The organism is Gordonia malaquae NBRC 108250 (genome assembly GCF_000344135.1).
GTDB lineage: Bacteria > Actinomycetota > Actinomycetes > Mycobacteriales > Mycobacteriaceae > Gordonia > Gordonia malaquae.
Genome location: NZ_BAOP01000019.1, coordinates 62,470 through 87,881, shown reverse-complemented (window position 1 = coordinate 87,881; position 25,412 = coordinate 62,470). Strand labels below are relative to the sequence as shown.

Genomic DNA, 25,412 nt, shown 5'->3' with positions numbered 1-25,412 from the left:
GTCAGCCCTCCTGAGTCTGTCCGGACGGTCCGCCGACATAGCGGCGTTCCGGTCGCGAGCCGATACGCGAGACGATCTCGTAGTCGATGGTGCCGAGTGCGTCGGCCCAGTCGGTGGCGGTGGGAACCCGTTCGCCCGGCGCTGCCGATGCCGGACCGAAGAGCACCGCGCGGTCGCCCTCGGCGACGCCTCCGCCGTCCGGGCCGAGGTCGACCACGAACTGGTCCATGCAGATCCGACCGACGTTCGGGAACAGTCGATCCCCGATGTGCACCTGGAGGCGACCGGACAGCGAACGGGGCACACCGTCGGCGTAGCCTGCGGGAATCACCCCGAGGACGGTGTCGGTCGGAGCATGCCACGTGTGGCTGTACGAGACACCCTGGCCCTGCTCTGCGTTCTTGACCAGCGATACCTGTGTTTCGAGGGTCATCGCGGGGACGAGACCGAAATCGCCCATCGACGGGATCGGTGAGTAGCCATACACCGCGATGCCCGGTCGGACCAGGTCGCGGGCCAGATCCGGTCGGGCCAGCGCGGCAGGCGAGTTCGCCATGTGCACGATCCTCGGCCGTGCTCCCCGCTTGGTGAGGTCCGCCACCGCGGCGTCGAGCCGCTCGGCCTGCACATCGTTGAACGGATTGTCCGGCTCGTCACCGAACACCAGATGGCACATGACGCCGCTCAGTTCCACCGCGCCCTCGGCGACGGCCACCGCCACCGCGGACGCCGCGGCGTCCCACTCCTCGGCAGCGACACCGCTGCGCGCCAACCCGGTGTCGACCTTCACGGTGACGATCGCGGTCGTCCCGGCGGCACGCGCGGCAGCGACCACTGCGTCGAGTTGTCGCGGCGAGCTGATTCCGATGTCGAGCCGATCAGCGACGGCACCTGCGAAATCGGAGTCGGGGCGGTGCAGCCACGTCATCACGTGACCGTCGACGCCGCCCGCACGGAGCTCGCGCGCCTCACGAATGCTTGCGGTTCCGATCGCGGCGGCACCGGCAGCGAGCGCCGCTTTCGCGACGGGCACCGCACCGTGACCGTATCCGTCTGCCTTGACCACTGCGATCACCCCGGCACCCGAGCGTTCGCCGAGTACCCCGACGTTGTGCGCGATGGCGTCGAGGTCGACGGTGGCGATCAGATTGGCGGTTGTCATCGAGTCCATTGTCGCAAACGCAGGAGTTCACGCAGAGCCGGACGGACCGCCGCGCCCAGCTCGGACGCTCCGATCGGCGCTCCCCCGCTGGCGTGCGCCGCGGCGCGGGCGTGAACACGTGCTCCGGCGACTCCCGCGACTCGCGGATCGACGCCTGCGGCGAGAAGTGCGCCGATGATGCCTGCGAGTACATCGCCCGACCCGGCGGTCGCCGCCCACGACGAGCCGGCGTCGGTGCCCGCGGTGACTCCGTTCGGATCGGCTACCAGAGTCGCCCGCCCCTTGAGCAGCACAGATGCGTTCAGATCAGCGGCGAGACGCCGGACCGCCGCGAGCCGATCGGTGGCGACGAGTTCTGCGGCCTCGCTACCGACGGCGGTCGCTATTCGGACGAACTCCCCTGCATGCGGGGTGAGAAGAGTGGGCGCCGTCCGTTCTCGAACGACGTCTCGAACGTGTTCGTGCGCGGCCAAGACCGTGAGTGCGTCGGCGTCGACAAGCACCGGCACGTCGTGAGCGAGGACACGTTCCAGCAGTTCTATGCTGTGTGCGTCTGTGCCGTATCCGGGGCCGACCACCCACGCCTGGACACGCCCGGCGGCACCGAGGTCGGTCACGGCGACCGCTTCGGGCGTGCTCGCCAGGACCTGCTCGACAGCCGGCCCCACGTAGCGGGTCATTCCCGAGCTGGCCGCGATGGCGGCGCCGGTGCACAGGACCGCAGCACCCGGATACTTGGCCGACCCGGCGATCACTCCGACGACTCCCTGGCTGTACTTGTCGTCGTCCGGACCGGGAAGCGGCCACAGATCCGCGACCTCTGCGTCGGTCGGACTGGTCACCGCGGGCTCGCTCCATCCGTGCGATGGCGTGATGCCGATGTCGGCCACCACGACCCGGCCGCAGTTCGAGGCGGCGAGGAGATGCGCGATGCGGTGCACGCCGAAGGTGACGGACACGTCGGCGCGCACAGAAGGCGCATGAACGACGCCGGTGTCGGCGTCGACGCCGGACGGCAGATCGACTGCGACGATCGGGACGCGCCGCACTGCCAGTTCGGCGACGAGTGCGGCTGCTTGTTCTCGCAGCGGACCACGACCTCCGAGCCCGACCACCGCGTCGACCGCGAGGTGAACCCGCTCGGGCAGACGCTCGGCGACTCGGCCCCCCACGCTGAGGAAGTCGGCGAGACCCGCCTCGTGGACTCGACTCGACGTACGTACCGCGACCACCCGGACGCCTCGCGCACGCAGATGGCGGCCCGCGAACAGCGCGTCGCCGCCGTTGTCACCCGCGCCGACCAGCAGGACCACAGTCCGGCCGTACACCGCTCCCGTCCGCAGTCGGAGTTCGGTGAGCACCGTCGACGCGACCGCGTGGGCCGCCCGCGCCATCAAGGATCCCTCGGCCCATCCGACCGTCGCCTGCTCGGCCGATCTGATGGCATCAGCCCCGTAGTAGGAGGTCACGGCGGAGGAACCTATTCGACGGTGACCGACTTGGCTAGGTTGCGCGGCTTGTCGACGTCGTACCCGCGCGCCTGCGCGACAGTGGCCGCGAACACCTGCAGCGGGACCGTCGAGACGAGCGGCTGCAGCAGCGTCGGCGTAGCCGGGATCGGAATGAGGTGATCGGCGACGGCGGCGGCTGCGGCGTCGTCCGGTTCCGCGATGACGATCGTCGTCGCACCACGTGCCTGGATCTCGCGGATGTTGCTGACCATCTTGGAATGCAGCAATGCTCGGCCGGTGGGCGACGGCATCACGATGATCACCGGCAGACCGTCCTCGATGAGAGCGATCGGGCCGTGCTTGAGCTCGCCCGCCGCGAAGCCCTCGGCATGGATGTAGGCGAGTTCCTTGAGCTTGAGCGCACCTTCGAGAGCCACCGGGTAGCCGACGTGGCGGCCGAGAAATAGAACGGTGTCGGACGAGGCGAACGAACGCGCCAGGTCGCGGACCGGTTCCATCTGCTCGAGCACCTTCTCGACGGCCGCCGGGATCTGCTCGAGCGCCTCGAATTCGCGGACGACCTCGTCCTGGTACTTGGTGCCGACGGCCTGCGCGAGCGCGAGGCCGACCATGTAGGCGGCGGCGATCTGTGCAAGGAAGCACTTGGTCGATGCGACGCCGATCTCGGGTCCGGCATGCGTGTACAGCACGGCGTCGGATTCACGTGGGATCTGCGCACCGTTGGTGTTGCAGATCGCGAGGACGCGCGCCTTCTGATCCTTCGCGTGACGAACGGCTTCGAGGGTGTCGGCGGTCTCGCCGGACTGGCTGATGGCCACGACCAGGGTCGACCGGTCGAGCACGGGGTCGCGGTAACGGAACTCGCTCGCCAACTCCACTTCGACGGGCAGGCGAGTCCAGTGCTCGATGGCATACTTCGCGATCATGCCCGCGTGGTAGGCGGTGCCGCACGCGACGACGAACACCTTGTCCACGTCCCGGAGGTCTTGATCGGTCAGTCGCTGCTCGTCGAGCACGATGCGACCGTTCTGCAGGTGTCCGAGGAGAGTGTCCGAGAGCGCTGCGGGCTGCTCTGCGATCTCCTTGAGCATGAAGTAGTCGTAGCCGCCCTTCTCTGCGGCAGCGAGGTCCCAGTCGATGTGGAACGGGGTGCCACCGGTGACGACTCCGTCGAAGTCGGTGACGGTGTAGCTGTCCGCGGTGATCACGACGACTTCGTCCTGGCCGAGCTCAACAGCCTCGCGAGTGTGCTCGATGAACGCGGTGACGTCGGACGCGAGGAACATCTCGCCGTCGCCGACTCCGACCACGAGCGGAGTGGACCGGCGTGCGGCGACGATCGTGTCCGGGTGATCGGAATGGGTGAAGACCAGTGTGAACGCACCTTCGAGACGGCGCAGCGTCGAATAGGCGGCCGCCACGAAGTCGCCCGAGTGCTCACCCGAGTTGTACTCGCGTTCGAGCAGGTGGACGGCGGTCTCGGTGTCGGTGTCGGAGGAGAACTCGACGCCCGAGTCTTCGAGTTCGGCACGCAGCGGCGCGTAGTTCTCGATGATGCCGTTGTGAACGACGGCCAGTCGGCCGTCGTGGCTGACGTGCGGGTGTGCGTTGCGGTCGGTCGGCTGGCCGTGGGTGGCCCAGCGGGTGTGGCCCATGCCGGTGGTGCCGGTGAGTGCGCCGGGTCCCACCTCGGCGATCTGCTTGTCGAGATTCTCGAGGCGACCGGCCTTCTTCTCGACCGTGAGGCCACCCTCACCGTCGAGGATCGCAACACCGGCGGAGTCGTATCCGCGGTACTCCATGCGCCTCAGGGCGTCGACGACGATGTCCAGCGCGGGACGCGAGCCCACGTATCCAACGATTCCGCACATAGTCGTTAAGACTACCGGCTGTCCGGGCCCTACTTACGGGGCGGCTTTGCGCCGAGGAGTTGTGAGAGGTGGTCGAGTTCGGCGGGCTCGGTGTCGGCGACAGGCGTCGCGATCGCGTCGCCCGTGGTGGCCTCGGGATCGGAGAACGCCGCGTAACGGTCGTCACCGGTGAGCGTATGCAGCAGGTATCCGGTCAGTTGGGCACGGACCGGGCGGTGCGTGGCCTTGTCTGCGCCGTTGATGCCGATGAACGACTTGAGACTGCGACGTTCGAGGAGGCCCCGGTTGTCGGCCGCGGGGATCGTGCGGAACACCACATCGCCGCCGAGTGCGTCCGCGACGGCAAGGGCGTTGCTGGTCATCGAGTCGATTTGTCCGCCCGCGGCGAGGACCAAGGATGCCGCGGTGACGGTCGACGCCGTCGGCAGCAGGTCAGATGTGGTCGGCGACGGGAACACCGCGGCCAGGCTGCGCAACCGGACAGGTGGGCGGCCGAGGAGCACGGTGTCCGATGCCGCGCGGATCGCTGCGGCTGCACCGAAGCCGTGACCTGCGACGGCGACGCAGTCGGGGTCGACGCTGATGGTTCCGTCACCCAATTGCACACTCTGCAGAACGGTCACCGCGGCCCGGAGGTCGGTAGCGAGCTCCACGTCGGATGCGAAGACTCCCGTCTCACTGTCGGGCGCGGCGACCACGATTCCCCACGATGCGAGATGGAATGCGAGGTCGCGGTAGCGGCTGCTGGCGGCGAGCCAGTCGTGCGCAAAAGCGACGGCCGGCAGCTTTCGGCCGGTGCGCGGCGCGAAGATCTGCCCGCTCATACCGACGATGCCCAGGTCGCCGCGGTCCACCTTGTGGGGTCCGCGTCGTGCGAGTTCTGTCATCAGCTTGTCGGGCGGCGGTGCCGCCTTCTTCTTTCCGGCCACACACTCAGCCTAGTCAGCCCTTCGGACGGCGGGCGCGAGAAGCCTCGGGAGCGGCGCGTCGGGGTCAGCGGGCCTGCGCCGCTCAGGTTTCTGCGACGCGACGGTTCGGCTCCGTTCCCGGTACCGATGTTCCGCGGCATCGAACTCGGCGGCCGCTCGGCGCCGTGCCTCCTCGACGAGATGGTCGGTGCTCATCGGTCGCCCGCCAGAACCAGTTCCCCGGGTGACGCAGTGAGTCCGGCGATGTCGACGAGTGCGGTCGATGCGGCCCGTCCGACGGCGTCTGCGTATTCCATGCGGGCGATCAGTTCCGCGCGGAGGTCGTCGGACGACGCCGCTCCCGCCGCCACGATTGCCGGGTCGGACACGATCGTCATCGTCCGGCGGTATCGGATCAGGACGTCGTCGATCGTGGTGACCGCATGCGCCAATTCATCCGCGCACACGGTGAGGTCGGTGATGGCGTCTGCCACTCGTCCGGTCGTGGTCTGCGCGGCGGTGTCCGCCGCCCGGCCGCCTCTGCCCAGCCAGTCGTCTCCGAGTGTCCGACTCGCTGCTCGAACTGCTCCGGTGTCCAGCAGTGTCACAACCGCGCGGAGGCGGGCCGCGTCTGCCGCGAGTGCGGCGGCGTCGAAGGCCACCACGTCCTGGTGCGGCGCGCGGACTGTCGCTTCGTCGAAGGTGATCACGCCGAGCCGGGTTCCCTCGTCCAGGACGGAGACGAAGTCGTCGATCGTCATCGTCGACCCGCTACGACGTCGGCTGCGATCTCGTCGGCGGCGGACAGTTCCACGACCTGACGCCGAAGCCCCATGGTGAACGCGCCGACATCGGATGCCGCGCAGTCGAGTCGATCGGCGATGGCGGCGATCCTGCCGGCCAGCGGGTTCCCCCGACCGTCCCGCCACCACTCACCGAAGCCTCCCGACCTCAGCTCGGCGACACAGTCGGCCGCGGCATCGGCCAACGCCACCTGCCGCGCAGCTCGCGACTGCAGAGCATCGACGTCCACTCGCACGTCTGACGAAAAGTTTCCCCTCATACTCGTTAGACGCACGGGAGTTGTGCCCGGTTCCACAACACGCCGTGAGTCCGGCGTGGCTCGGCGGCACGACTGAAAACGTCAGTTGTCGATCAGACGGCGGCGACCACCGCGGCGACACGTTCCGCGATGCCGCGGGCGTCGTCGGCCGTTCCCGCTTCGACCATCACTCGAACGAGTTGCTCGGTTCCAGAGGGCCTCAACAGGATTCGGCCGGAGCCGTCGAGTTCTGCCTCGGCGACGCGAACCGCGTCCTGCACGGTGTCGGCGACGGCGACGGCGTGCTTGTCGCTGACGGGGACGTTGATGAGTTCCTGCGGGAGGACCGTCACGACTGCTGCGAGATCTGCGAGGCGGGTCCCGGTGGACGCGACTCGTCCGGCGAGCATGAGTCCGGTGAGGACACCGTCACCGGTGGTTCCCGCTGCCGGGATCACGATGTGGCCCGACTGCTCACCGCCGAGTGCGTAGCCGCCGGCGCGAAGCTCTTCGAGGACGTATCGGTCACCGACGCCGGTCACCTTCACCTCAATGCCCGCTTCACGCATCGCGATGTGGAGGCCCAGGTTGCTCATGACGGTGGCGACCAGCACGTTGTCGGTGAGTTCACCGCGTTCGTGCATGTCGATCGCAAGAATCGCCATGATCATGTCGCCGTCGACGACGGCGCCCGTGGAGTCGACGGCGAGGCAGCGGTCGGCGTCTCCGTCGTGTGCCAGGCCCAGATCGGCTCCGTGTTCGAGGACTGCGGCCTGCAGCACGTCCAGATGGGTGGATCCGCAGCCGTCGTTGATGTTGAGACCGTCGGGATCGGAGTGGATCGCGATGACGGTGGCGCCCGCCGCCTCGTAGGCGTGGGGCCCGACGGTCGATGCCGCACCGTTGGCGCCGTCGACGACGATCGTCAGTCCGTCGAGCCGTGCGTCGACGGACGCCGCGAGGTGACGCAGGTAGCGTTCCTCGGCGTCGGGGGCGTCACGGAGACGTCCGACGTCGGCGCCGGTGGGCCGCTCGGCAGGCGCGTCCATCGCGGCTTCGATGGCGTCTTCGACGTCGTCGGCCAGTTTGTGTCCGCCCGCTCCGAAGAACTTGATGCCGTTGTCGGGCATGGGGTTGTGCGACGCGGAGATCATCACGCCGAAGTCGGCGCCGTAGTCCGCGGTCAGGAACGCGACCGCGGGAGTCGGCACCACGCCGACTCGGATCGCGTCTGCTCCGGCGGCGGCGAGGCCTGCACAGAGTGCGGCCTCCAGCAGTTCGCCGGATGCTCGGGGGTCTCGACCGACCACGACTCGGGGCCGGGAGTTCGCATCTGCACCGAGAACAGAAACGGCGGCCGAGGCCAGGCGCAACGCCAGCTCTGGGGTGAGCTGGTCGTTGGCCCGGCCTCGGACGCCGTCGGTGCCGAAAAGGCGTGCCACAGAAGCGATCAACGCTTGCTGTACTGCGAAGCCTTACGAGCCTTCTTGAGGCCGTACTTCTTACGCTCGACTGCACGCGCGTCGCGGGTGAGGAAGCCGGCCTTCTTCAGTGCCGGACGGTCCTCGGGGCTGACCTCGATGAGGCCGCGGGCGATGGCCAGACGCAGTGCGCCTGCCTGTCCCGACGGGCCGCCGCCGACCAGCTTGGCGTGCACATCGAATGCCTCGACGCGCTCGGTGATGACCAGCGGAGCCTTGATCAGCTGCTGGTGCACCTTGTTCGGGAAGTAGTCCTCGAGGGTGCGGCCGTTGAGCGTGAACTCGCCGGTGCCTGCGACCAGGCGGACGCGGACGATGGCTTCCTTGCGGCGGCCGACGGTCTGGATCGGGTGATCGAGCACCACGGGACCGCGGGTCGGTGCAGCCTCGGCTGCGACGTCCTCGGTCGATTCGGTGGTGTACGAGCCGTCTTCCAGGACGACCTCTTCGTCAGCGACGACCTCGATGTTCTCGTTCTCGTTGGTCACTGGGACACCTGCTTGATCTCGAAGGGGACGGGCTGCTGAGCCGTGTGCGGGTGGTTCGGGCCTGCGTAGACCTTCAGCTTCGAGGCGATCTGATCGCCGAGCTTGTTCTTGGGGAGCATGCCCTTGACGGCCTTCTCCACGAGGCGGTCGGGGCGGGTCGCGAGGACCTCGCCCACGGTGCGCGACTTCAGACCACCGGGGTGACCCGAGTGGTGGTACAGACGCTTGTCGGTCAGCTTGTTGCCGCTGACGGCGACCTTGTCGGCGTTGATGATGACGACGTAGTCGCCACCGTCGATGTGCGGTGCGTAGGTCGGCTTGTGCTTGCCGCGAAGCAGGTTCGCGGTCTGCACGGCCAGACGGCCGAGCACGACGTCGGAGGCGTCGATGATGTGCCACGTACGTGTCACGTCACCAGCCTTGGGGCTGTAAGTACCCACAGTAGTCCTCATTCGGGTTGCTTCTTTGCTGGTCAGCGGTCCTTGCGAGCAGACTCCCGGCGACCAGTGGGGACCCGGGTGCTCGATGCTCAAGGCACCGAGGATCCAGGGTACGCGGGCGGACCTTCGCAGGTCAAAACGTCTCGACTGCGCTCGACGACCAGAGGGATTCAGGCGGGGTCACGCAGGTCGACGCGAATGGTCACGTCGTCGGCGACCTTGAGGGCGCCCATCATCGCGGAGTACGGCTTCACGCCGAAGTCGGTCTGCCTGACCGTAGTCTCCCCGGTCACTCGACGGTCGGCGCCCTCGCCTGTCGGCGCGACGGTGACGGTGTGCGGCTTCGAGGCGCCGAGAATCGTCAGGGTTCCGGTGAGGCGGTATCCGTCACCGTCGGCGACGATGTCGGACGCGTCGAACACGATCTCATCGTGTTTGTCTGCCTTGAGGGCCTTCACCGCGTTGCTGCGCGCGACGAGCCGCTCCGGCGCCGACATCGGCGTGAGGCCGCCTTCGCCCGAGCGGACTTCGAGCGACGGCGTCCGCACCACGACCCGCACGTGGGACGGTTCGGCGCCGTCCACGGTGGCGGACCATTCGGTGAAACCGATGGTCAAACGGTGACCGGTGCGGGCGGCCTTACCCGCCACTCCGGTGTGAAGCGTCAGGTCGCCGTTGTCTGGTCCGAAGTGAAGAGTGCTCATGACGTCAGCCTACGGAGATCGCCGACGGCGCTTCGCCGAAGCTTGCCGCCGAATGTTCCCCGAATCGTCGACTTCGGCATGGAAATCGCCCGATCAGGTGCAGATCGGGGAACCTTACGCAGAAGGACCGGACCTCAGAGCAGACTCCGGACCGCGTCGGCACAGGGATCGTCGATCGGATCGTCACCGGTTCCGGATTGGCAACCGATGCTGACCTGGGTGTTCCGGTCGACGTGGATATACCAGGCGATCGGCGGACCGGAGGCGGGAGTCTCCCGGTATGCGATGACCTGCTTGCCGGCGAACGACGCGTCGGCGGTGAACTCGCGAATCACGTCGTCGCCGCGCTGTGCGAGCCGGTTCCGCATGCTGACCGCGACTGACGCCCGCGTCGACCCGGCCCGCAGCGCCGTGACGACGACGATGATCCGGCGGCCGTCGTCGGGATCGGCGAACACGGCTCGCTCCCCCGCGCCGTCGACGGGACGGTTGTCGGGAAGTCCGGTCCGCCGCCAGTCTCCGGGCACGTCGACAGTCGCCGCGCCGACCTGTTCAACACGCACCGTCTGGGCCCGCGCGGGCTGGCCGCGGGTCGCCGCCCAACCCGACCCCATTGCGACAAGGGCGGCCGCGGCCACGACGGCCAGTCTGCGACGGCGACGCGGCATGGGTTCCGGCGGCGGCCGCAGCGCGGCGTCGATCGTTGATCTGGCAGGCCTGCGCACGCCGCCGAACTGCACGACGAGGTCGCGGTCGACACGGACGGTTCCACCCGCCGGACTCGGCAGCAGCCGGAATGCGGCGTCGACCTGCGTCTCGTCGGCGCCGTCGATCAGCACGACGTCCGCACTCTCGATCAGGTCGTGCCATGCCTGTCCGACGTCGGCCGGCAGGTCCACCAGACCTGTCTCAATCGTCCACTCTCCTGCGCGGCGGCGGACGATGTGAACGGACCAGTGCCCTCCAGTGTCGGGCAGCAGCGTCGTCTCCACGACGGCGCAGCGGGTGACCGTCGCATCGGAGTGACTCCGCGCAATCGCCACCGCCCGGGGAACCCCGTCGGCCGCGCCGACGGAGCGGATGAGCGCTGCGGTCCGACGTCGACCCCACGTGGTGGGATGAACCACGGTGACGTCCGCACCGACCGTCACACCGCGTCGGGCGCCGCCGTCGATCCCCTCCAGAAGCTCGGCGACGGCCGGTTCGTTCTCGCCGTATCCGAGGTCGACGATCCTGGTCATGACGGCGCCACCACCTGCACCGTGTCCGCTTGTCTGCTGCGTGAGACGTATTCGCCCCGCCCGACGCCGAACCGCTGCATGCGATGACGGCCGACGATGTACCCCTCGTCGGGGTCTCCCGCCATCATGAAGACGTCGCACGACAGGTCTCGCATCCGGTTGATGAACGGGTCGAACAACGCCCGTCCGATACCGCCGGACCGACGCGCCAGGATCACTCGGAGACCGATGTCGCGGGCGTGACCGAGCAGGTCGGCGAGCGGTGCGAGCGGATTGCTCGACGCGGTGGCGACGAGGTCGTAATCGTCGATCACCAGGTAGACGTCCGGCCCGCTCCACCAGCTCCGCTGCCGGAGTTGGTCTGTCGTGACGTCGTCACCGGGCAGGCGGCCTGCGAGGTGCGCGGCGAGTTCGGCCATCATCGGCCCGGCGGTCTGCAGGGAGCTGGCGTAGCCGCCGAGGTGGTCGTCGTCGACAGCACTGAGCAGCGAGCGGCGGAAATCGACGAGAACGACTTTGGCCTGCGCCGGACCGGCCGTCGCGACGATGCCGTCGATCAAGACGCGCAGCGTCGCCGTCTTGCCGCATTCGGCGTCGCCGAAGACGAGCAGGTGCGGTTCGCGGGTGAAGTCGACGACGTACGGCTCGAGGTCCGATTCGGCGAGACCCAGCGCCACCTGACCGGCGGACAGCCAGTCGGGCACAGTGAGACCGTCGGGTGACAGATGTGTCGTGAGAGTGCGTACTGCGGGCGCGGGTTCGCCTCCAGTGACGCCGACGACGCTGGGGAGCGCGATCAGCATGTGGAGGCCGTCTGCGGTGATTCCGCGGCCGGGTTTGCCCGTCGGCACCTTCGCTGCCGCGCGCCGGTCCATCTCGGAGTCGAGCGCGTCGCCGAGTTTCAGCTCGATTCGGGTGCCGATCAGGTCTTTCACGGCAGGCCGGATCTCGGCCCACCGCCCGGCGGTGACGACGACGTGCACACCGTACGAGAGGCCGCGGGCGACGAGGTCGGCGATCTGCTCGTCGAGTTCTTCGAACTCGTTGCGGAGGACGCCGTACCCGTCGACGACCAGGAACACGTCGCCGTACCGGTCATCGGGGTGGTCGCCTGCCGCGCACCGCGCACGGTACGCACTCATCGAGTCGATTCCGGCGTCTGCGAACGTGATCTCCCTGGCGGTCCGTACACCCATCACCTCCGACACCGTCCGGCGGACCGCGTCGCGGCGGTTTCGCGGTGCCACCCCGCCGACATGCGGCAGGTCGGCCAGCGCCGTGAGCCCACCACCGCCGAAGTCGAGGCAGTAGAACGTGGTCTGGCGCGGCGAATGTCCACGGGCGAGCGAGCAGATCAGCGTGCGCAGAGCCGTCGACTTGCCCGACTGCGGCCCGCCCACGATCGCGACGTGCCCTGCTCCGCGTGAGAGGTCGACCCGCAGCGGGTCACGGCGCTGGTCGTACGGTCGGTCGACGACGCCGATCGACGCGGTCAGCATCTCGTGCGGCACCGCCGGAACGTCGTCGAGGCTCACCGACGACTCCAACGGCGGGAGCCACACGCGGTGTGGATCGGAACCGTGCCCGGCGATCCGACCGACGAGCGTCTCGAGGACGCTGGGGCCGTCGACGTCCTCGTCAGCCGTCTCGTCGACCGCTGGAAGCTCGACGACCGTGTCGGCACGCAGGACTGTCACCGAGCCGCTGGTGTGCGCTGTCGAATCGACCGCTGCGGCGGGCGGTCGGTACACCCCCGACACGTACGACGTGCGGAATCGGATGGGTGTCGCGGAATCGCACTTGAGGTACGCCGCACCGGGTTCGCTGGGCAGGTGATAGGCGTCGGGCACGCCGAGCACTGTGCGGGATTCGCTGGCGGAGAACGTCTTCAGGCCGATTCGGTACGACAGGTGACTGTCGAGGCCACGGAGCCGCCCCTCCTCCAGACGCTGGGAGGCGAGCAGCAGGTGGATGTGCAACGACCGCCCGAGTCGACCGATGGCGACGAACAGTTCGACGAAGTCCGGCTTCTGAGCGAGCAACTCGGAGAACTCGTCCACCACAACCACGAGCGCGGGCAGCGGCGGCAGGTCCGCGCCGCCGAGCCGGGCCTTCTCGTACTCGGTGACGTTGGCGAAGTTCCCCGCCGCGCGCAGGAGTTCTTGTCTGCGGTGCAGTTCGCCGGACAGTGCGTCGGCCATGCGGTCGACGAGTTCGAGTTCGGCCTCGAGATTCGTGATGACGGCGGCGACGTGGTGGGAGTCGAGGCCGAGGAACGTCGCGCCTCCTTTGAAATCGACGAGGACGAGGTTGAGCTCGTCAGGCGAGTGCGTTGCGATGAGACCGAGAACCAGCGTCCTGAGCAGTTCCGACTTTCCGCTTCCGGTCGCGCCGACGCACAGACCGTGCGGTCCCATTCCGCCGTGGGCGCTCTCCTTCAGGTCGAGGTGGACAGGCTCTCCGGTGGAGGTGTGTCCGATCGGCACGCGGAGGCGATCCGAACCGCGGCGACCGATCCACTGCGACGACGGGACGAATGCTCCCGCGTCCACGACGCCGAGCAGCTCGGGCAGACCACGATCGACGACAGACGACGTGAAGTCCAGTTCGGCGAGCGAACCGAACTGCACGGGCCGGTACCTGGCCAGACGGCGCGCGACGGCTTCGGTCATCACCACGTCACAGGAGTCGGCGACGGCGAACTCCTCCCATCCCGCTTCGGTCTGCGCGCTGAGCCGCCCACCGTCGACCCGAATCACGAGCCCCCTGCGCGACGCGATCGAATCGGCCGACGAACCGAGTTCGACGACGGTCACCCCGTCGAGCCCCGCCCCGGATGACAACTCCTCGTCACCGGTGACCGCACCGTCCCCGACGATCACCACCAGGTGCCGGACCGTCGTGTCCGGCTCAGTCCGCGAGAACCTCGCTCGGGCCGCGAGGACGTCGCCCAGATCCTCTTCTAGTTCGACGAGCGATCGGTACACCATTCGCTTCGCACCGAGGCCGTCTCGCTTGTCCGAGTGGCCGACGTGCGGCAGCCACTTGCACCAGTCCCATTCGGGCGCGACCGGATCGTCGACGACGATCGCGATGCCGAGATGGTCCGGCCCGTGCTGGACGGCCAGTCGACAAGTCATCGATCGGACCAGTGCGTTCACCTCGTCGTGCGGTCCGCTGAGGCTGATTGCCGGGAATCCGCGGAAGGCGATCGCCGTCGGCATGTCCGGCACCGCCGACCGCGCCTGGACGAATCGTCGAAGAGCCACCGCCGACACCGGTTCGACGTCCTCGGCCGGCGCCGATTCCGGCGGCTGCAGGCCGCCGGCGAGCCGGTGAACCCCGAGTCCGACACGGACGTCGACGAAGTCGGAGTCGGCGGGGCGTCGTTCCCACATCCGGTCCGATCCGATCAACGACGCGACAGCACGCGGGTCCGGGTGATTCCACTCCGCTTCGGCCCTCTGCGCCCGCATCACCGTGTCGGCGCGCGACCGTACCTGCGTGAGGTGCCGCAGGTAGTCCTTGCGGTCCTCGTTGACCTCGGCTGCCCGCGCGGGACCGCCTCGGCCGCCTGACGCCACCATCCCGACCATCGACATCAGCATCATCAGCGGGAACATCAGGAACAGCGGGTTCGCGAACGCCGTGCGACCGCCGGTGACGGCCATCATCGAGATCATGCCGATCACAGCGACGACCATCACCGCAGGCAGAAGCCGCAGAAGGAGACTCTGCGGGACGGCGCGAGCGAGTTCGGGCGGCGGTGCGATCTGCAGGTCGCTCACCGGGACCACCGGCCGGGCCGCTCGCGGGCGACGGCGGTGGCCGATCGTCGCCGACCATTCGTCGATGTTCGCAGTTCGCATGATTCCCCCGAATCCCCCACTGCGACGACGTCGGGATGGTTATGTCGACATCGTCCTCACCTCGCGGCGATGGACTCGGTTGTATCAGAACCTCGGGGGAGGGTTACGGGAAATGACCGTTGTGACAGGACTTGTGCGGATCTCAGTCGTCGGGGGTAGCACCCAAGTGGACCTCGCGATTCCGTCGACCATGCCGTTGGCGTCGTTGATGCCCGACGTTCTCATACTGCTGCGGGTCGAAGACGCACCCGCGAAGGCTCCGGGGACGGGCAGCGCGTGTTGGACGTTGGCCCGCATCGGCGGCGAGGTGTTGAACCCGTCGGAGTCGTTGCGCGACAACAATGTCCGCGACGGCGAGATCCTCATTCTGACCGACGACCCGCCCGGCGCCGCCCACCCGGTGACCGACGACGTGGTGGCAGGCGTCGCCGCGTTGACCAGCGACGGCCGGTCCCCGTGGACAGTGAGCTCGGCCCGCTGGACGGCGTACGGCGTCGCGGTGGCCGCCTCTTGCGCCGCCGCTGTCAGCGGAACGATCGCTGCCCTCCGGGGTGACACGTCCACTCCCCTGCTGATCGCGGGTGTCGCCGCCGCACTCCTGCTCGTCGCCGCGCTGGTCGGCAGCCGGCTCGGATCGGATCCACGGACATCCGCGACGTTCTCTGTCGCGGCGTGCCTGCTCGCCGCGTCCGCGGGCGCTGCCGTCGGGACCACCGGGGGCTCCCGTCTGGCCGCCGCCGGGGTCGCGGCCACCGCGGTCGCCGTGATCGGCTGCCGCGGAACGGGTTCGCTCCTCGGCGCACACACCGCGATCGCAACCGTTGGACTGTCGACGGCGACCGTCGGGGCACTGTCCGCCGTATGGGCGGCGCCTCCCCCGTCGATCGCGGCCGTCGGTGCGGCGATCGGCGTCACCACCGTGATGATCGCGGGGCGTGTCTCGATCGCCGCCGCGCACCTCCCGCTGCCACCGGTGCCGTCCACCCCTCCACCCATCGGCGACCCGGCCGACGAGCGATCCGTCGTCGACGGCGTCGAGGCTCTCGGCCCCGATCGCACCGACCCTCTGGGTGTGATCGCCGACATCGCGCTCGGCGATCTGGACTCGTTAGCAGAAAGGTCGGCCGCCGCGTCGTCGTACCTGACGGGCATCATCGCCGGCGCGACCCTCACCACCGTCGGCTGCACGCTGGTCGCGTCGACCGAACCGGGCCGCGTGATGTTCGCGTTCTGCGCAGTGATCACGCTGGTGCTGGTCACACGAGGGCGGGTCCACTCCGACCACACACAATCGGCCACGCTGATCGGCGGCGCGGCGGCATGTGCGATCGGCGTTCCGTTGGTGCACGCACTTCCGGCGGCCGACGCTGCGTCGGCCACCTCGGCCATGGTCGCAGCACTCGGGGTCGGAATCGTGGCTCTGATCGCGGGCACGGTGACCGCGACCCGCGAGTTCTCTCCCCTGCAGGTGCGGATAGCCGAGATCGGTCAGTACGCGGTCCTCATGCTCGTGCTGCCGATTCTGTTGTGGGTGCTCGACGCGTACCGCCTCATCCGAGAGCTGTGACATGCGTGCGACGTTGATCGCCGCGGTGTTCGTGCTGGTCTCGACGGCCGCGGCGCCCGGGAGCGCTGTCGGAGCTCCGCCTGGCGCAACCGAACAGTTCGCGCGGTGCGCACGCCCGACAGCCGAGCGTTTCACCGGTACGCCGCCGGGGCACGCTCTGCTCGATCTCGAGACCGCCCACCAGTTCAGTCGAGGCGCAGGCGTCACAGTGGCGGTGATCGACACGGGCGTCACCCCGCATTCTCGACTCCCCGGACTGACCGGTGGAGGCGACTACGTGAGCACCGGCGACGGCCTCGACGACTGCGATCTCCACGGCACCCTGGTCGCCGGGATCATCGCTGCTCGACCGTCACCCGCCGACGATTACGTCGGGGTGGCGCCGGAGGCGAGGATCATCTCGATCCGGCAGTCCAGCGGCGCGTACCGAGCGAAGTCGTCCGACCGGGACGCTGCAGCCGTAGGTGCGGGATACGGACCGCTGGAGACGCTCGCCGCGGCGATCCGGCGCGCCGTCGACCTCGGCTCCGACGTCGTCAACATCTCCGAGACCGCGTGCCTGCCCGCCGCACAGGCCACCGCGGACGACGCTGTCCGAGACGCCCTCGTCGAGGCTGCCGCCCGCGATGTCGTCGTGGTCGCGGCCGCGGGCAATCTCGCCGACGGCACGCAGTGCCGTCAGCAGAACCCCGACGTCGCCGGACTTCCGGTGGTCACCGTCGCCACGCCTGCACGGCTGTCTCCCCTTGTGCTCACCGTCGGAGCCACGCGGGCGTCGGATGGAACCGCCGCATCGTTCACGCTGCGCGGACCGTGGGTGTCCGTGGCGGCGCCGGGATCCGACGTGGTCGGCCTCGCACCGACCGGGCCGATCACCGCTCTCGCCGGCCCGACGGGCGCGAGCGCCCTGGCCGGTACCAGTTACGCCGCACCCTACGTCTCAGGCACGGCGGCCCTGATCCGGTCGAGGTTCCCCGATCTGACCGCCCCCGAGGTGATCCGACGAATCGTCGCGACCGCTCACGGCGGAGGTGCGGACACCGCGGTCGGGCGCGGAGTGATCGACCCGGTGGCCGCACTGACCGCGCAGTCGCCCCCTGCCCGACCGTCGTCGACGTCCCGCCCGATCGCCGCCCCTGCTCCGGCGGTCCACGACGACAGCGGCCTGCGGCGGGTGGCGCTGATCGCCGGGGCGGCCTCGGCGGCTGTCGCCTTCAGCGCGCTGCTGCGTCCAGCGCGGCGACGTGACCGAACACCATAGCGGGGCCGATGGTCGCCCCCGGGCCGGCGTAGGTGTGACCCATGACGGGCGCCGCGACGTTGCCCGCCGCGTACAGACCGTCGATCACCGAGTCGTCGTCGCGCAGCACACGTGCACGGACGTCGATGCGGACGCCGCCCTTCGTGCCGAGGTCGGCCGGGACCATCGCCGCCGCATAGAACGGTCCGGTGGAGATCTCTCCGAGACTCGGGTTGGGCTTGTTCGACGTGTCGCCGTAGTAGTGGTCGTACGCCGACTCCCCTCGGTGGAAGTCGGAGTCGACGCCATCGCGCGCGAACCCGTTGAACCTGTCGACGGTCGTCGTCAGCGCGCCTTCGGGCAGCCCGAGCCGCTCAGCGAGTTCGGCCACGGTGTCCGCCTTGACGAGTGCACCCGAGTCGAACCACTTCTTCGGCAGCGGACTGCGGGCCGGCTTGCCCGCGAACAGGTACCGGTTGCGGTACGTCTGATCGAAGACGAGCCACGCGGGCAGGTTCTCCGCAGCGCCCGGACCCGCGCCGTGCTCACCGCCGAACATCGCGTGGGTGGCCTCGACGTACGGGAGCGACTCGTTCATGAACCGCTCGCCGCGGTTGTTGACGATGATGCTCCGCGGCAACGACCGCTCTGCCAGTGCGAACCACGGGCCGCGCGGAAGCGGGATCGACGGCGCCCACCACGCGTCGTCGAGCAGCGCGGTGTCCGCGCCGACTGCGGTGGCGGCACGCAGTCCGTCGCCGGTGTTGGTGACCACACCGAGCGAGAGATCGGGACCGGCCGGGGCCCGGTGATGCTGAGCCCGGAGCGCAGGGTCGTGATCGAAGCCGCCGCAGGCCAGGATCACTCCGCGTCGCGCGATCACTTCGCGTTCACCGTCGGCGTCGGTCACTCTGGCTCCGAGGACGGAGCCTTCCGCGTCGGTGATCAGACCGCTCAGCGCAACCCCGAGGTGAACGGGCACACCATGACGTTGCAGACCCACCATCAGTGAAGCGACCAGCGCGTTGCCGAGTCCGACGAGTTTGCGCCTGCGGGCCTTCGCGGCGAAGGTGCGCGCGCCGACGGCCATCATCCTGACCGGGCCCCGCCACCGCCGCAGTCCGGTGCTGAGCCAGCGATAGTCCGACTGCTTGACGACGACGTTCAGGGGCGTCGGCGTGTAGAAGGGCTCCATAGTCGTGAAATCGTCGCCGATCGCACGCACGTCGAACGGTTTCGGCTCGCACGAGCGGCCCGCCGCCCGGCCACCCGGCGCCTCCGGGAAGTAGTCGCTGTACCCGCGGACCCATTCCAGATCGAGGGCGCTGTTCCGGTTGAGGAATGCGATCGTCTCGGGCCCGCGTTCCAGGTACGCGTCGATCAGTTCGGCCGGGACGTCGCCGCCGATGAGGGACCGAAGGTACGTGCGGGCGTCACCTGTGGAATCGGCGGGCGCCTTCGCCGCGAGCACCTCGTTGCCGGGAATCCAGACACCGCCGCCGGAGCGCGACGTGGTCCCGCCCCAGCGATGCGATTTCTCGACGATCACCACGTCGAGTCCGGACGCGGCCGCGGTGATCGCGGCCGACATCCCGGCGGCACCCGATCCGACGACGAGCACGTCGACTTCCGCGGGGAGCCCTGTCGCACCCGACACCGACACCGTTCTGACAGTTTCTCTCATAGTGAGAGTTTCTATCATCTTGCGAGCCAGTGTTCAAGAGTGCACGGTGGAGACCATGAGTCGCCCCTTGCGCAGCCGCCAACGCACCCGAGTCCGACAGGACATCCAATCGGCGGCATGGCGCCTGTTCGGAGAAGCGGGCTATTCGTCGGTCACGACGAAGCAGATCGCCGATGCGGCGGGCGTCTCCGAGAGCACGTACTTCCGACACGTGGCCAGCAAGGACGACCTGCTGCTGTACCCGCTCGAAGCGAGCAGCGCGGCGATCGTGTCGACGTTCGCCGCGCAGCCGACGGACGTCGGGGTGCTCCGCGCACTCGCCGACGCGATCGTGGAACGCACCGAGGCGTCGTCAGACGCGGAACTGGAACTGTGGCGGACGGCGCTGGCGGGGGCCCCGGAACTCCGCGACCGGGTCACCCTGATCCGAGACGACGACGGCCGCGAGCTGGTGCAGCTCGCGGCCGAACGGATGGGCGTCTCCGGGGACTCACTCGAGGCTGGCGTGCGTGTGCACGCGGTCCTCGCGGCGGCCGCCTACGCGTACCGCAGATGGTTCGACGGCGACTCTCGGGAGCTCAAGACGCTCATCCGAGACGCCACCGACATCGTCGTCAGCTCCTAGAGGGCCGCAGTTCGCGGGGAAGGGCGAACGTCAGCGTCTCCTCCGCCGTGGTGACGGTCTCGACATCGTTGAAGCCGTGCTCGGCGAGCAGATCGATCACACCGCGGACGAGCACCTCCGGAACGGACGCGCCGGAGGTGAGACCCACCGTGGTCACTCCGTCGAGCCACGCGAGGTCGATCTCACGTGCGTAGTCGACGAGGTACGACGCCTGCGCACCGTTCTGCAGCGCCACCTCGACGAGGCGGACCGAGTTCGACGAGTTCTTCGATCCGACGACGATCACCAGGTCGCATTTGGGCGCCATCGCCTTCACCGCCACCTGACGGTTCTGAGTGGCGTAGCAGATGTCGTCCGACGGCGGGTCGTTGAGCAGCGGGAACTTCTCCCGAAGACGGTTGACGGTCTGCATCGTCTCGTCCACCGAGAGTGTGGTCTGCGAGAGCCAGACGACACGTTCCGGGTCGCGCACCTGGACCTGGTCGACGGCGTCGGGGCCGTCGACGAGCTGAATGTGCTCGGGCGCCTCGCCTGCGGTGCCCTCGACCTCTTCGTGGCCCTCGTGGCCGATCAGGACGATGTCGTAGTCGTCGCGCGCGAAGCGCTTCGCCTCCTGGTGCACCTTCGTCACCAGGGGGCAGGTGGCGTCGATCGTCTTGAGACTGCGCTCGGCGGCCGTGCGATGCACCTCCGGCGACACGCCGTGTGCGGAGAACACGACGATGGCGCCCTCGGGCACCTCGTCGGTCTCACTGACGAACACCGCACCGCGTTCGATCAAGGTGTCGACCACGTGCCGGTTGTGGACGATCTCCTTGCGGACGTAGACGGGAGCGCCGTGCTTGTCGAGCGCGCGTTCGACAGTCTCGACGGCGCGATCGACACCCGCGCAGTAGCCGCGCGGCGACGCGAGGAGGACTCGCTTGGATTCAGCCATAACATCAAGAGTACGGCTGTGAGAAGGTGTTTACATGAATCGTCCTCCGTACCCCGCCCGCGTGGTGGCAGGTCTGCTGGTCACGACCGTCGAGGAGACCCGGAAACTGCCGACCCGGGTCATCACTCTGCCGATGTCTGCGGTGAGCAGCGCCCTCCAGGCCGGCATGCGTCTGCAGCAGAACATCGCCGAACTCGCCATCAAGGGCGACGAAGTGCTGTCGCCCATTTTCGACAAGGCCGAGGAGCAGCCGGAGTGGGCGCGCTTCGACGATGAGGACGAGCCGGCCGCCGCGGTTGTCGAGTCGGTCCCGGAGCCCGAGGAGGATCCGACTCCCGCTCCTGCTTCGGCTCCTGTCGCCGCTCCCGAGCCGAAGGCCGACGCCGCCGGACGCCACGCGCTGTTCAGTTCCGTCCCGGCCGATCTCGCGCCCGGCGCCACCACCGCGAGCCCGAAGTCGGATGAGTCGACCGGCCCGGCGCCCGATGCCGTCGCCGCCCTCGACTACGACTCGCTGACCCTCGCGCAGCTGCGTGCGAAGGTTCGCACTCTCGACGTCGACACCCTGCAGGTCGTGGCCGAATACGAACGCGCCAATCGCAATCGCACCCCGTTCGTGACGATGATCGAGAACCGCATCGCGGGCCACCAGAAGAAGGCCGACGCCGGCCAGTGACCTCGCCCGAAGAGCCGTGGCCCGTACGCACGCTGAGCTTCAAGATCGGCGAGTGGGTCCACAAGCTCGGCCAGGTGTGGGTGGAAGGGCAGTTGACGCAGATCAACTCCCGGCCGGGGACTCGCACGGCGTTCCTGACGCTCCGCGACCCGGCCGCCGACATGTCCATCTCGGTCACCTGTGACCCGAATCTGTTGCGCCGCAGCCCCGTCCCACTGTCGGACGGGGCTCGCGTCGTCGTCTGCGGTCGGCCCAGCTTCTACGCCGGACGCGGCACCCTGTCGCTCCGAATCACCGACATCCGCCCGGTCGGCATAGGTGAGCTCCTCGCCCGCATCGAGCGGATCAAGGCGTTGCTCGCCGCGGAGGGACTGTTCGACGCACGCCGCAAGCGACCGCTTCCGTTCCTGCCGCACACGATCGGCCTGATCAGCGGGCGGGCAAGCGCCGCTCAACGCGACGTCGTCGCCGTCGCCGAGGAACGCTGGTCGTCGGTCCGCTTCGATGTCCGCGACGCCCCGGTGCAGGGACCGACCGCTGTCCCCGCGATCATCGCCCAGCTCGCTGAGCTCGACGCCGATCCCCGCGTCCAGGTGATCATCATCGCTCGCGGCGGCGGCAGCGTCGAAGACCTTCTCCCCTTCTCCGACGAGACCCTCCTGCGCGCCGTCGCCGACTGTCGGACGCCCGTCGTCAGCGCGATCGGCCACGAACCGGATACTCCGCTGCTCGACCTCGTCGCCGACGTCCGCGCCGCGACGCCGACCGACGCCGCGAAACGTGTGGTCCCCGATGTGACGGCCGAGCTCCGGGCGATCGCCGTCCTGCGTGAACGCAGTGCCCACGCGCTCCGCAACTGGGTGCATCGGGAGCAGCGAGTGCTCGACGGACTCCGCGCCAGGCCGATCCTCGCCCGGCCGCTGACGATGATCGACGGCCGACAGGACAAGGTCGACTCCGCTGTCGTCGACATCCGGCGCAGCATCCGGCATCTGGTGACCGTCGAGGAGCATCGCCACGCCCAGTTCGCTGCGCGCCTCGCCACACTCGGTCCCGCCCAGACTCTCGCCCGCGGCTACGCCGTCGTCCAACGCACGGGCACAGACCACCCACACGCGGTGTCGACCGTCGACGACCTGCCCGACGGCGCACAGGTGCGAATCCGGGTGGCCGACGGGTCCGTCCACGCGACCATCGAAGGAGAACGCTCATGACCGACGCCCCGACCCCGGTGGAGGAACTCTCCTACGAGGACGCCCGCGACGAGCTGTCGCAGGTCGTCGCCGCCCTGGAGCACGGCGGCCTCGGACTCGACGAGTCCCTCGCTCTCTGGGAGCGCGGCGAGGCCCTCGCCACCCGTTGCACCGCACACCTCGAAGGCGCCCGCGCCCGCATCGAAGAAGCACTCAACGCCGGCGACGACGACTAGCCTCCCGCTCCGCGCCCATTGATCGTCAGCTCGTTGAGCGCGCCTGCTCCCCTTCTGCTCGTTGAGGGCGCCTGCTCCCCTTCTGCTCGTTGAGCGAGGGGGAGAATCAAGAGCAGGACGAAGACCAACGCGCGGTGGGGGAGTCCCGCAGAGCTGGTTATCCGGTCGGCTTGGGGCGCGTGGAGACGATCGGCTGCGCGGCGGCGACCCCGGCGGCGAGTGCTTCCAGCGACTCGTCCTTACCGGAACCCTTGACTGCGATGCGAACGTCGCCGAAGTCGGAGATCCACGCTTTCTTGTGGTCGGCGTTCTCGTAGGTGACCCATGTGCGGCCCCCGATCTCGCGAGTACCCGTGCCGGACGCCTCGTCGCCCAGCAGCTGCCGCAGAAGCGGCTCTTCGGTCGCGTCCGTCTGGGTGAGCTGCACGTACGCGCCCGCCCCGGTGATCCATCCGACGTTGCTCGACAGCGTCGTCTCGACGTTCTGTGTCGACCCCGAGTTGGGCTGCCAGTCCGCGGGCACCTTCGGATCCCGGATCGGGAAATGCATGGTCGACGCGTCAGCGAGCAAGCCGTCGGAGACGTCGAAGTACGGGACCTGCTTGTCGTTGGCGTCGTTGCCGAATCCCCAGCTGCAGCTTCCGGCGACTCCCGCGACGATGAGCACGAGGACAGCGAGCGGGATGAGGGACCACATCATGTCCCTGCCGTCCTGCAGGATTCGGGGTTTGTCGGCCATGCCAGCCATTATCCACGGTCTTCCGTGCACCCACGCTTCCCGGGTCCGTCGCGGCCATGAAAGAATTGGCGGGTCTGTGTTGTGCATTGGTGCCTAGGAGTGGAGTCACATGTCGTCGAAGGAAGCACCCGATCGTAATCTCGCGATGGAACTCGTTCGAGTCACCGAGGCGGCAGCGCTCGCTGCAGGCCGCTGGGTTGGACGCGGCGACAAGAACAGCGGCGACGGCGCGGCTGTCGACGCGATGCGTGAACTCCTCTCGACGGTCTCGATGCGCGGCACCGTCGTCATCGGCGAGGGCGAGAAGGACGAAGCGCCGATGCTGTACAACGGCGAGGTCGTCGGAAACGGCGAGGGCCCCGAGGTCGACGTGGCCGTCGACCCGATCGACGGCACCACGCTGATGGCCGAGGGCCGCCCGAACTCGATCGCAGTGATCGCGGTCTCCGAGCGCGGCACCATGTTCGACCCGTCCGCAGTGTTCTACATGAACAAGATCGCCGTCGGCCCGGCCGCCAAGGGCGCCATCGACATCGATCAGTCGGTCGAGTGGAACATCAACTCCGTCGCCGCAGCCAAGGGCATCGACGTCGCCGACCTGACCGTCGTCGTCCTCGACCGCCCGCGTCACGCAGAGTTGATCTCCGAGATCCGCGAAGCAGGCGCGAAGATCCGACTGATCTCCGACGGAGACGTCGCCGGCGCGATCGCCGCGGCGGGCGACTACAGCACGGTCGACATGCTGATGGGCATCGGCGGCACCCCCGAGGGCATCATCAGCGCCGTCGCCATGAAGTGCATGGGCGGCGAGATCCAGGGCAAGCTGTGGCCGAAGGACGAAGCTGAGCGCCAGAAGGCCATCGACGCAGGTCACGACCTCGATCGTGTGCTCACCAACGAGATCCTCGTCAGCGGCGAGAACTCCTTCTTCTGCGCCACCGGCGTGACCAACGGCGACATGCTCCGCGGCGTCACCTACCGCCCCAACGGCGCCACCACCCGTTCGTTGGTCATGCGCAGCAAGTCGGGCACGGTCCGCACCGTCGAGGCCGTCCACCAGACGTCGAAGCTCCGCGAGTTCGCGCGCATCGACCTGTAGTCACACACGCATCAGCCAGGCCTCGACCGAACCGGTCGAGGCCTGGCTTGTGTTCAGACCCTCACGGGATCCAACTTCCCGTCGAGCATGTCGAGAACGTCGTCGGCGTCGTCGAGTGCACGGTGATCGTGCGTGACGAGCAACGCGGCGATGCCTCTCTCCCGAACGAGCCTGGTCAACAGTGCCATCGTCTCCGCTGCGCGGTGCGAATCGAGGGCTGACGTCGGTTCGTCGGCGAGCAGCAGTCCGGGGTCGCCGATGAGCGCTCGTGCGATGTTCACTCGCTGCCGCATGCCGCCGGACAGTTGATGCGGCCGACGGTCCATCGCGTCGGCCAGGCCGACATCGGCCAGGAGATCACGGGCACGCGACTTCGCGGCCGCAGGCCGACCTCCCGCGATGTGCACTGGCAGGAGCACCTGTTCGAGCGCTGTCAGATCGGGCAACAGGTTGTCGTGCTGAAAGACGAAGCCGATTCTGGTGCGCCGCACCGCAGCACGTTGTTCTTCGGTCGAGTCGGTCACGTCGACCCCGTCCACGACAACCCGGCCGGAGTCGGGCGCGACGAGGGTGCCGGCGACCGACAGGACGCTCGACTTCCCACATCCGGACGGCCCGGTGAGGCCGACGAGACGGCCACGCGGAACGGCCAGCGAAACGTCGTCGACGGCGGTGAGGCGCGCCCCGTCCCCGTCCGGGTAGGTGAGTGTGACGTCGGTGATTTCGAGGGACATTCGT

General features: G+C 68.6%; 24 protein-coding genes. 7 read left to right on the top strand and 17 right to left on the bottom strand.

Annotation, left to right across the window (positions count from 1 at the left end):
• Position 1: 1 nt before the first annotated feature.
• The 13 genes from alr to GM1_RS13810 all read right to left on the bottom strand — a co-directional run bounded on the left by alr (position 2) and on the right by GM1_RS13810 (position 14,678).
• Positions 2–1,162: an alanine racemase gene (alr, locus tag GM1_RS13870; protein ID WP_040520160.1), complete on the bottom strand. Its 1,161-nt coding sequence runs from the start codon at positions 1,160–1,162 to the stop codon at positions 2–4.
• Positions 1,159–2,631: an NAD(P)H-hydrate epimerase gene (locus GM1_RS13865; RefSeq protein WP_008379767.1), complete on the bottom strand. Its 1,473-nt coding sequence runs from the start codon at positions 2,629–2,631 to the stop codon at positions 1,159–1,161. Before GM1_RS13865 ends, alr begins: the two co-directional genes overlap by 4 nt.
• 11 nt (positions 2,632–2,642) lie before the next feature.
• A complete protein-coding gene (gene glmS, locus GM1_RS13860; protein WP_008379764.1) occupies positions 2,643–4,505 on the bottom strand; it encodes a glutamine--fructose-6-phosphate transaminase (isomerizing) in 1,863 nt (620 codons plus the stop codon).
• A gap of 29 nt (positions 4,506–4,534) precedes the next feature.
• Positions 4,535–5,434, bottom strand: coding sequence for a dienelactone hydrolase family protein (locus tag GM1_RS13855; RefSeq protein WP_008379761.1), 900 nt, complete (start codon positions 5,432–5,434; stop codon positions 4,535–4,537).
• Between the two features lie 9 nt (positions 5,435–5,443).
• Positions 5,444–5,629, bottom strand: coding sequence for a hypothetical protein (locus tag GM1_RS13850; protein WP_040520159.1), 186 nt, complete (start codon positions 5,627–5,629; stop codon positions 5,444–5,446).
• Entirely contained in the window at positions 5,626–6,174 is a 549-nt protein-coding gene (locus tag GM1_RS13845; RefSeq protein ID WP_008379760.1) for a hypothetical protein, read from the bottom strand. The genes GM1_RS13850 and GM1_RS13845 overlap by 4 nt, the downstream gene beginning before the upstream one ends.
• On the bottom strand, positions 6,171–6,446 hold the full coding sequence (locus GM1_RS13840; RefSeq protein ID WP_040520157.1) for a hypothetical protein: 276 nt from the start codon (positions 6,444–6,446) through the stop codon (positions 6,171–6,173). The genes GM1_RS13845 and GM1_RS13840 overlap by 4 nt, the downstream gene beginning before the upstream one ends.
• A 122-nt stretch (positions 6,447–6,568) precedes the next feature.
• Complete coding sequence (gene glmM / locus GM1_RS13835) at positions 6,569–7,897, bottom strand: phosphoglucosamine mutase (RefSeq protein ID WP_040520155.1); 1,329 nt, start codon at positions 7,895–7,897, stop codon at positions 6,569–6,571.
• A gap of 8 nt (positions 7,898–7,905) precedes the next feature.
• Complete coding sequence (rpsI, locus tag GM1_RS13830; RefSeq protein WP_008379756.1) at positions 7,906–8,424, bottom strand: 30S ribosomal protein S9; 519 nt, start codon at positions 8,422–8,424, stop codon at positions 7,906–7,908.
• Positions 8,421–8,864 carry a 50S ribosomal protein L13 gene (rplM, locus tag GM1_RS13825; protein WP_008379755.1) on the bottom strand — a complete coding sequence of 148 codons (444 nt, stop codon included), beginning with the start codon at positions 8,862–8,864 and terminating at the stop codon, positions 8,421–8,423. Before rplM ends, rpsI begins: the two co-directional genes overlap by 4 nt.
• 170 nt (positions 8,865–9,034) lie before the next feature.
• On the bottom strand, positions 9,035–9,568 hold the full coding sequence (locus GM1_RS13820; protein ID WP_008379754.1) for a YceI family protein: 534 nt from the start codon (positions 9,566–9,568) through the stop codon (positions 9,035–9,037).
• A 134-nt stretch (positions 9,569–9,702) separates the two neighbouring features.
• A complete protein-coding gene (locus GM1_RS13815; RefSeq protein ID WP_052005412.1) occupies positions 9,703–10,809 on the bottom strand; it encodes a type VII secretion-associated protein in 1,107 nt (368 codons plus the stop codon).
• Positions 10,806–14,678 (bottom strand): type VII secretion protein EccC, encoded by a 3,873-nt coding sequence (locus GM1_RS13810; RefSeq protein WP_040520153.1) that lies wholly within the window; start codon positions 14,676–14,678, stop codon positions 10,806–10,808. The genes GM1_RS13815 and GM1_RS13810 overlap by 4 nt, the downstream gene beginning before the upstream one ends.
• A gap of 112 nt (positions 14,679–14,790) precedes the next feature.
• On the opposite strand from GM1_RS13810, the gene eccD reads away from it, so the two are divergent.
• Both eccD and mycP read left to right on the top strand, forming a co-directional pair.
• Positions 14,791–16,245 (top strand): type VII secretion integral membrane protein EccD, encoded by a 1,455-nt coding sequence (gene eccD, locus GM1_RS13805; RefSeq protein WP_008379750.1) that lies wholly within the window; start codon positions 14,791–14,793, stop codon positions 16,243–16,245.
• Between the two features lies 1 nt (position 16,246).
• Positions 16,247–17,506, top strand: a complete 1,260-nt coding sequence (mycP, locus tag GM1_RS13800) for a type VII secretion-associated serine protease mycosin (RefSeq protein WP_008379749.1) — start codon at positions 16,247–16,249, stop codon at positions 17,504–17,506.
• Here mycP and kstD read toward each other — a convergent pair.
• Positions 17,460–19,169, bottom strand: coding sequence for a 3-oxosteroid 1-dehydrogenase (gene kstD / locus GM1_RS13795; RefSeq protein WP_052005411.1), 1,710 nt, complete (start codon positions 19,167–19,169; stop codon positions 17,460–17,462). The two genes, mycP and kstD, sit on opposite strands and share 47 nt — an antisense overlap.
• 55 nt (positions 19,170–19,224) lie before the next feature.
• On the opposite strand from kstD, the gene GM1_RS13790 reads away from it, so the two are divergent.
• A complete protein-coding gene (locus tag GM1_RS13790) occupies positions 19,225–19,794 on the top strand; it encodes a TetR/AcrR family transcriptional regulator (RefSeq protein WP_052005410.1) in 570 nt (189 codons plus the stop codon).
• On the opposite strand, the gene GM1_RS13785 is transcribed toward GM1_RS13790, so the two are convergent.
• The gene (locus GM1_RS13785; RefSeq protein ID WP_008379743.1) at positions 19,784–20,731 is read right to left on the bottom strand and encodes a 4-hydroxy-3-methylbut-2-enyl diphosphate reductase; all 948 of its coding nucleotides are present in this window, start codon (positions 20,729–20,731) and stop codon (positions 19,784–19,786) included. The genes GM1_RS13790 and GM1_RS13785 overlap by 11 nt on opposite strands.
• A 34-nt stretch (positions 20,732–20,765) precedes the next feature.
• Between GM1_RS13785 and GM1_RS13780 the strand changes: the two genes are divergently transcribed.
• From GM1_RS13780 to GM1_RS13770, 3 genes are read left to right on the top strand one after another with little or no spacing between them, the layout of a single operon-like run.
• The gene (locus GM1_RS13780; RefSeq protein ID WP_008379740.1) at positions 20,766–21,407 is read left to right on the top strand and encodes a lipid droplet-associated protein; all 642 of its coding nucleotides are present in this window, start codon (positions 20,766–20,768) and stop codon (positions 21,405–21,407) included.
• Complete coding sequence (gene xseA, locus GM1_RS13775) at positions 21,404–22,621, top strand: exodeoxyribonuclease VII large subunit (protein WP_008379739.1); 1,218 nt, start codon at positions 21,404–21,406, stop codon at positions 22,619–22,621. Before GM1_RS13780 ends, xseA begins: the two co-directional genes overlap by 4 nt.
• Positions 22,618–22,836, top strand: a complete 219-nt coding sequence (locus tag GM1_RS13770; protein ID WP_008379738.1) for an exodeoxyribonuclease VII small subunit — start codon at positions 22,618–22,620, stop codon at positions 22,834–22,836. The genes xseA and GM1_RS13770 overlap by 4 nt, the downstream gene beginning before the upstream one ends.
• Before the next feature lie 157 nt (positions 22,837–22,993).
• Here GM1_RS13770 and GM1_RS13765 read toward each other — a convergent pair whose 3' ends face one another.
• Positions 22,994–23,575: a DUF4245 domain-containing protein gene (locus tag GM1_RS13765; RefSeq protein WP_040520149.1), complete on the bottom strand. Its 582-nt coding sequence runs from the start codon at positions 23,573–23,575 to the stop codon at positions 22,994–22,996.
• A gap of 109 nt (positions 23,576–23,684) precedes the next feature.
• Here GM1_RS13765 and glpX point away from each other — a divergent pair, with 109 nt between their 5' ends.
• Positions 23,685–24,674 (top strand): class II fructose-bisphosphatase, encoded by a 990-nt coding sequence (glpX, locus tag GM1_RS13760; RefSeq protein ID WP_008379736.1) that lies wholly within the window; start codon positions 23,685–23,687, stop codon positions 24,672–24,674.
• Between the two features lie 53 nt (positions 24,675–24,727).
• On the opposite strand, the gene GM1_RS13755 is transcribed toward glpX, so the two are convergent.
• Entirely contained in the window at positions 24,728–25,408 is a 681-nt protein-coding gene (locus GM1_RS13755; RefSeq protein WP_008379735.1) for an ABC transporter ATP-binding protein, read from the bottom strand.
• Positions 25,409–25,412: the final 4 nt, after the last annotated feature.

Excerpts from the sequence above, each read along its gene's own strand:
- GM1_RS13780 (WP_008379740.1), top strand. The coding sequence starts at position 20,766 with ATGAATCGTCCTCCGTACCCCGCCCGCGTGGTGGCAGGTCTGCTGGTC.
- eccD (WP_008379750.1), top strand. The coding sequence starts at position 14,791 with ATGACCGTTGTGACAGGACTTGTGCGGATCTCAGTCGTCGGGGGTAGC.
- GM1_RS13820 (WP_008379754.1), bottom strand. The coding sequence starts at position 9,568 with ATGAGCACTCTTCACTTCGGACCAGACAACGGCGACCTGACGCTTCAC.
- GM1_RS13770 (WP_008379738.1), top strand. The coding sequence starts at position 22,618 with ATGACCGACGCCCCGACCCCGGTGGAGGAACTCTCCTACGAGGACGCC.
- GM1_RS13815 (WP_052005412.1), bottom strand. The coding sequence starts at position 10,809 with ATGACCAGGATCGTCGACCTCGGATACGGCGAGAACGAACCGGCCGTC.
- glmS (WP_008379764.1), bottom strand. The coding sequence starts at position 4,505 with ATGTGCGGAATCGTTGGATACGTGGGCTCGCGTCCCGCGCTGGACATC.
- GM1_RS13790 (WP_052005410.1), top strand. The coding sequence starts at position 19,225 with ATGAGTCGCCCCTTGCGCAGCCGCCAACGCACCCGAGTCCGACAGGAC.
- mycP (WP_008379749.1), top strand. The coding sequence starts at position 16,247 with ATGCGTGCGACGTTGATCGCCGCGGTGTTCGTGCTGGTCTCGACGGCC.
- GM1_RS13765 (WP_040520149.1), bottom strand. The coding sequence starts at position 23,575 with ATGGCCGACAAACCCCGAATCCTGCAGGACGGCAGGGACATGATGTGG.
- GM1_RS13755 (WP_008379735.1), bottom strand. The coding sequence starts at position 25,408 with ATGTCCCTCGAAATCACCGACGTCACACTCACCTACCCGGACGGGGAC.
- glpX (WP_008379736.1), top strand. The coding sequence starts at position 23,685 with ATGTCGTCGAAGGAAGCACCCGATCGTAATCTCGCGATGGAACTCGTT.
- GM1_RS13785 (WP_008379743.1), bottom strand. The coding sequence starts at position 20,731 with ATGGCTGAATCCAAGCGAGTCCTCCTCGCGTCGCCGCGCGGCTACTGC.
- alr (WP_040520160.1), bottom strand. The coding sequence starts at position 1,162 with ATGACAACCGCCAATCTGATCGCCACCGTCGACCTCGACGCCATCGCG.
- GM1_RS13810 (WP_040520153.1), bottom strand. The coding sequence starts at position 14,678 with ATGCGAACTGCGAACATCGACGAATGGTCGGCGACGATCGGCCACCGC.
- GM1_RS13850 (WP_040520159.1), bottom strand. The coding sequence starts at position 5,629 with ATGAGCACCGACCATCTCGTCGAGGAGGCACGGCGCCGAGCGGCCGCC.
- GM1_RS13845 (WP_008379760.1), bottom strand. The coding sequence starts at position 6,174 with ATGACGATCGACGACTTCGTCTCCGTCCTGGACGAGGGAACCCGGCTC.
- kstD (WP_052005411.1), bottom strand. The coding sequence starts at position 19,169 with ATGAGAGAAACTGTCAGAACGGTGTCGGTGTCGGGTGCGACAGGGCTC.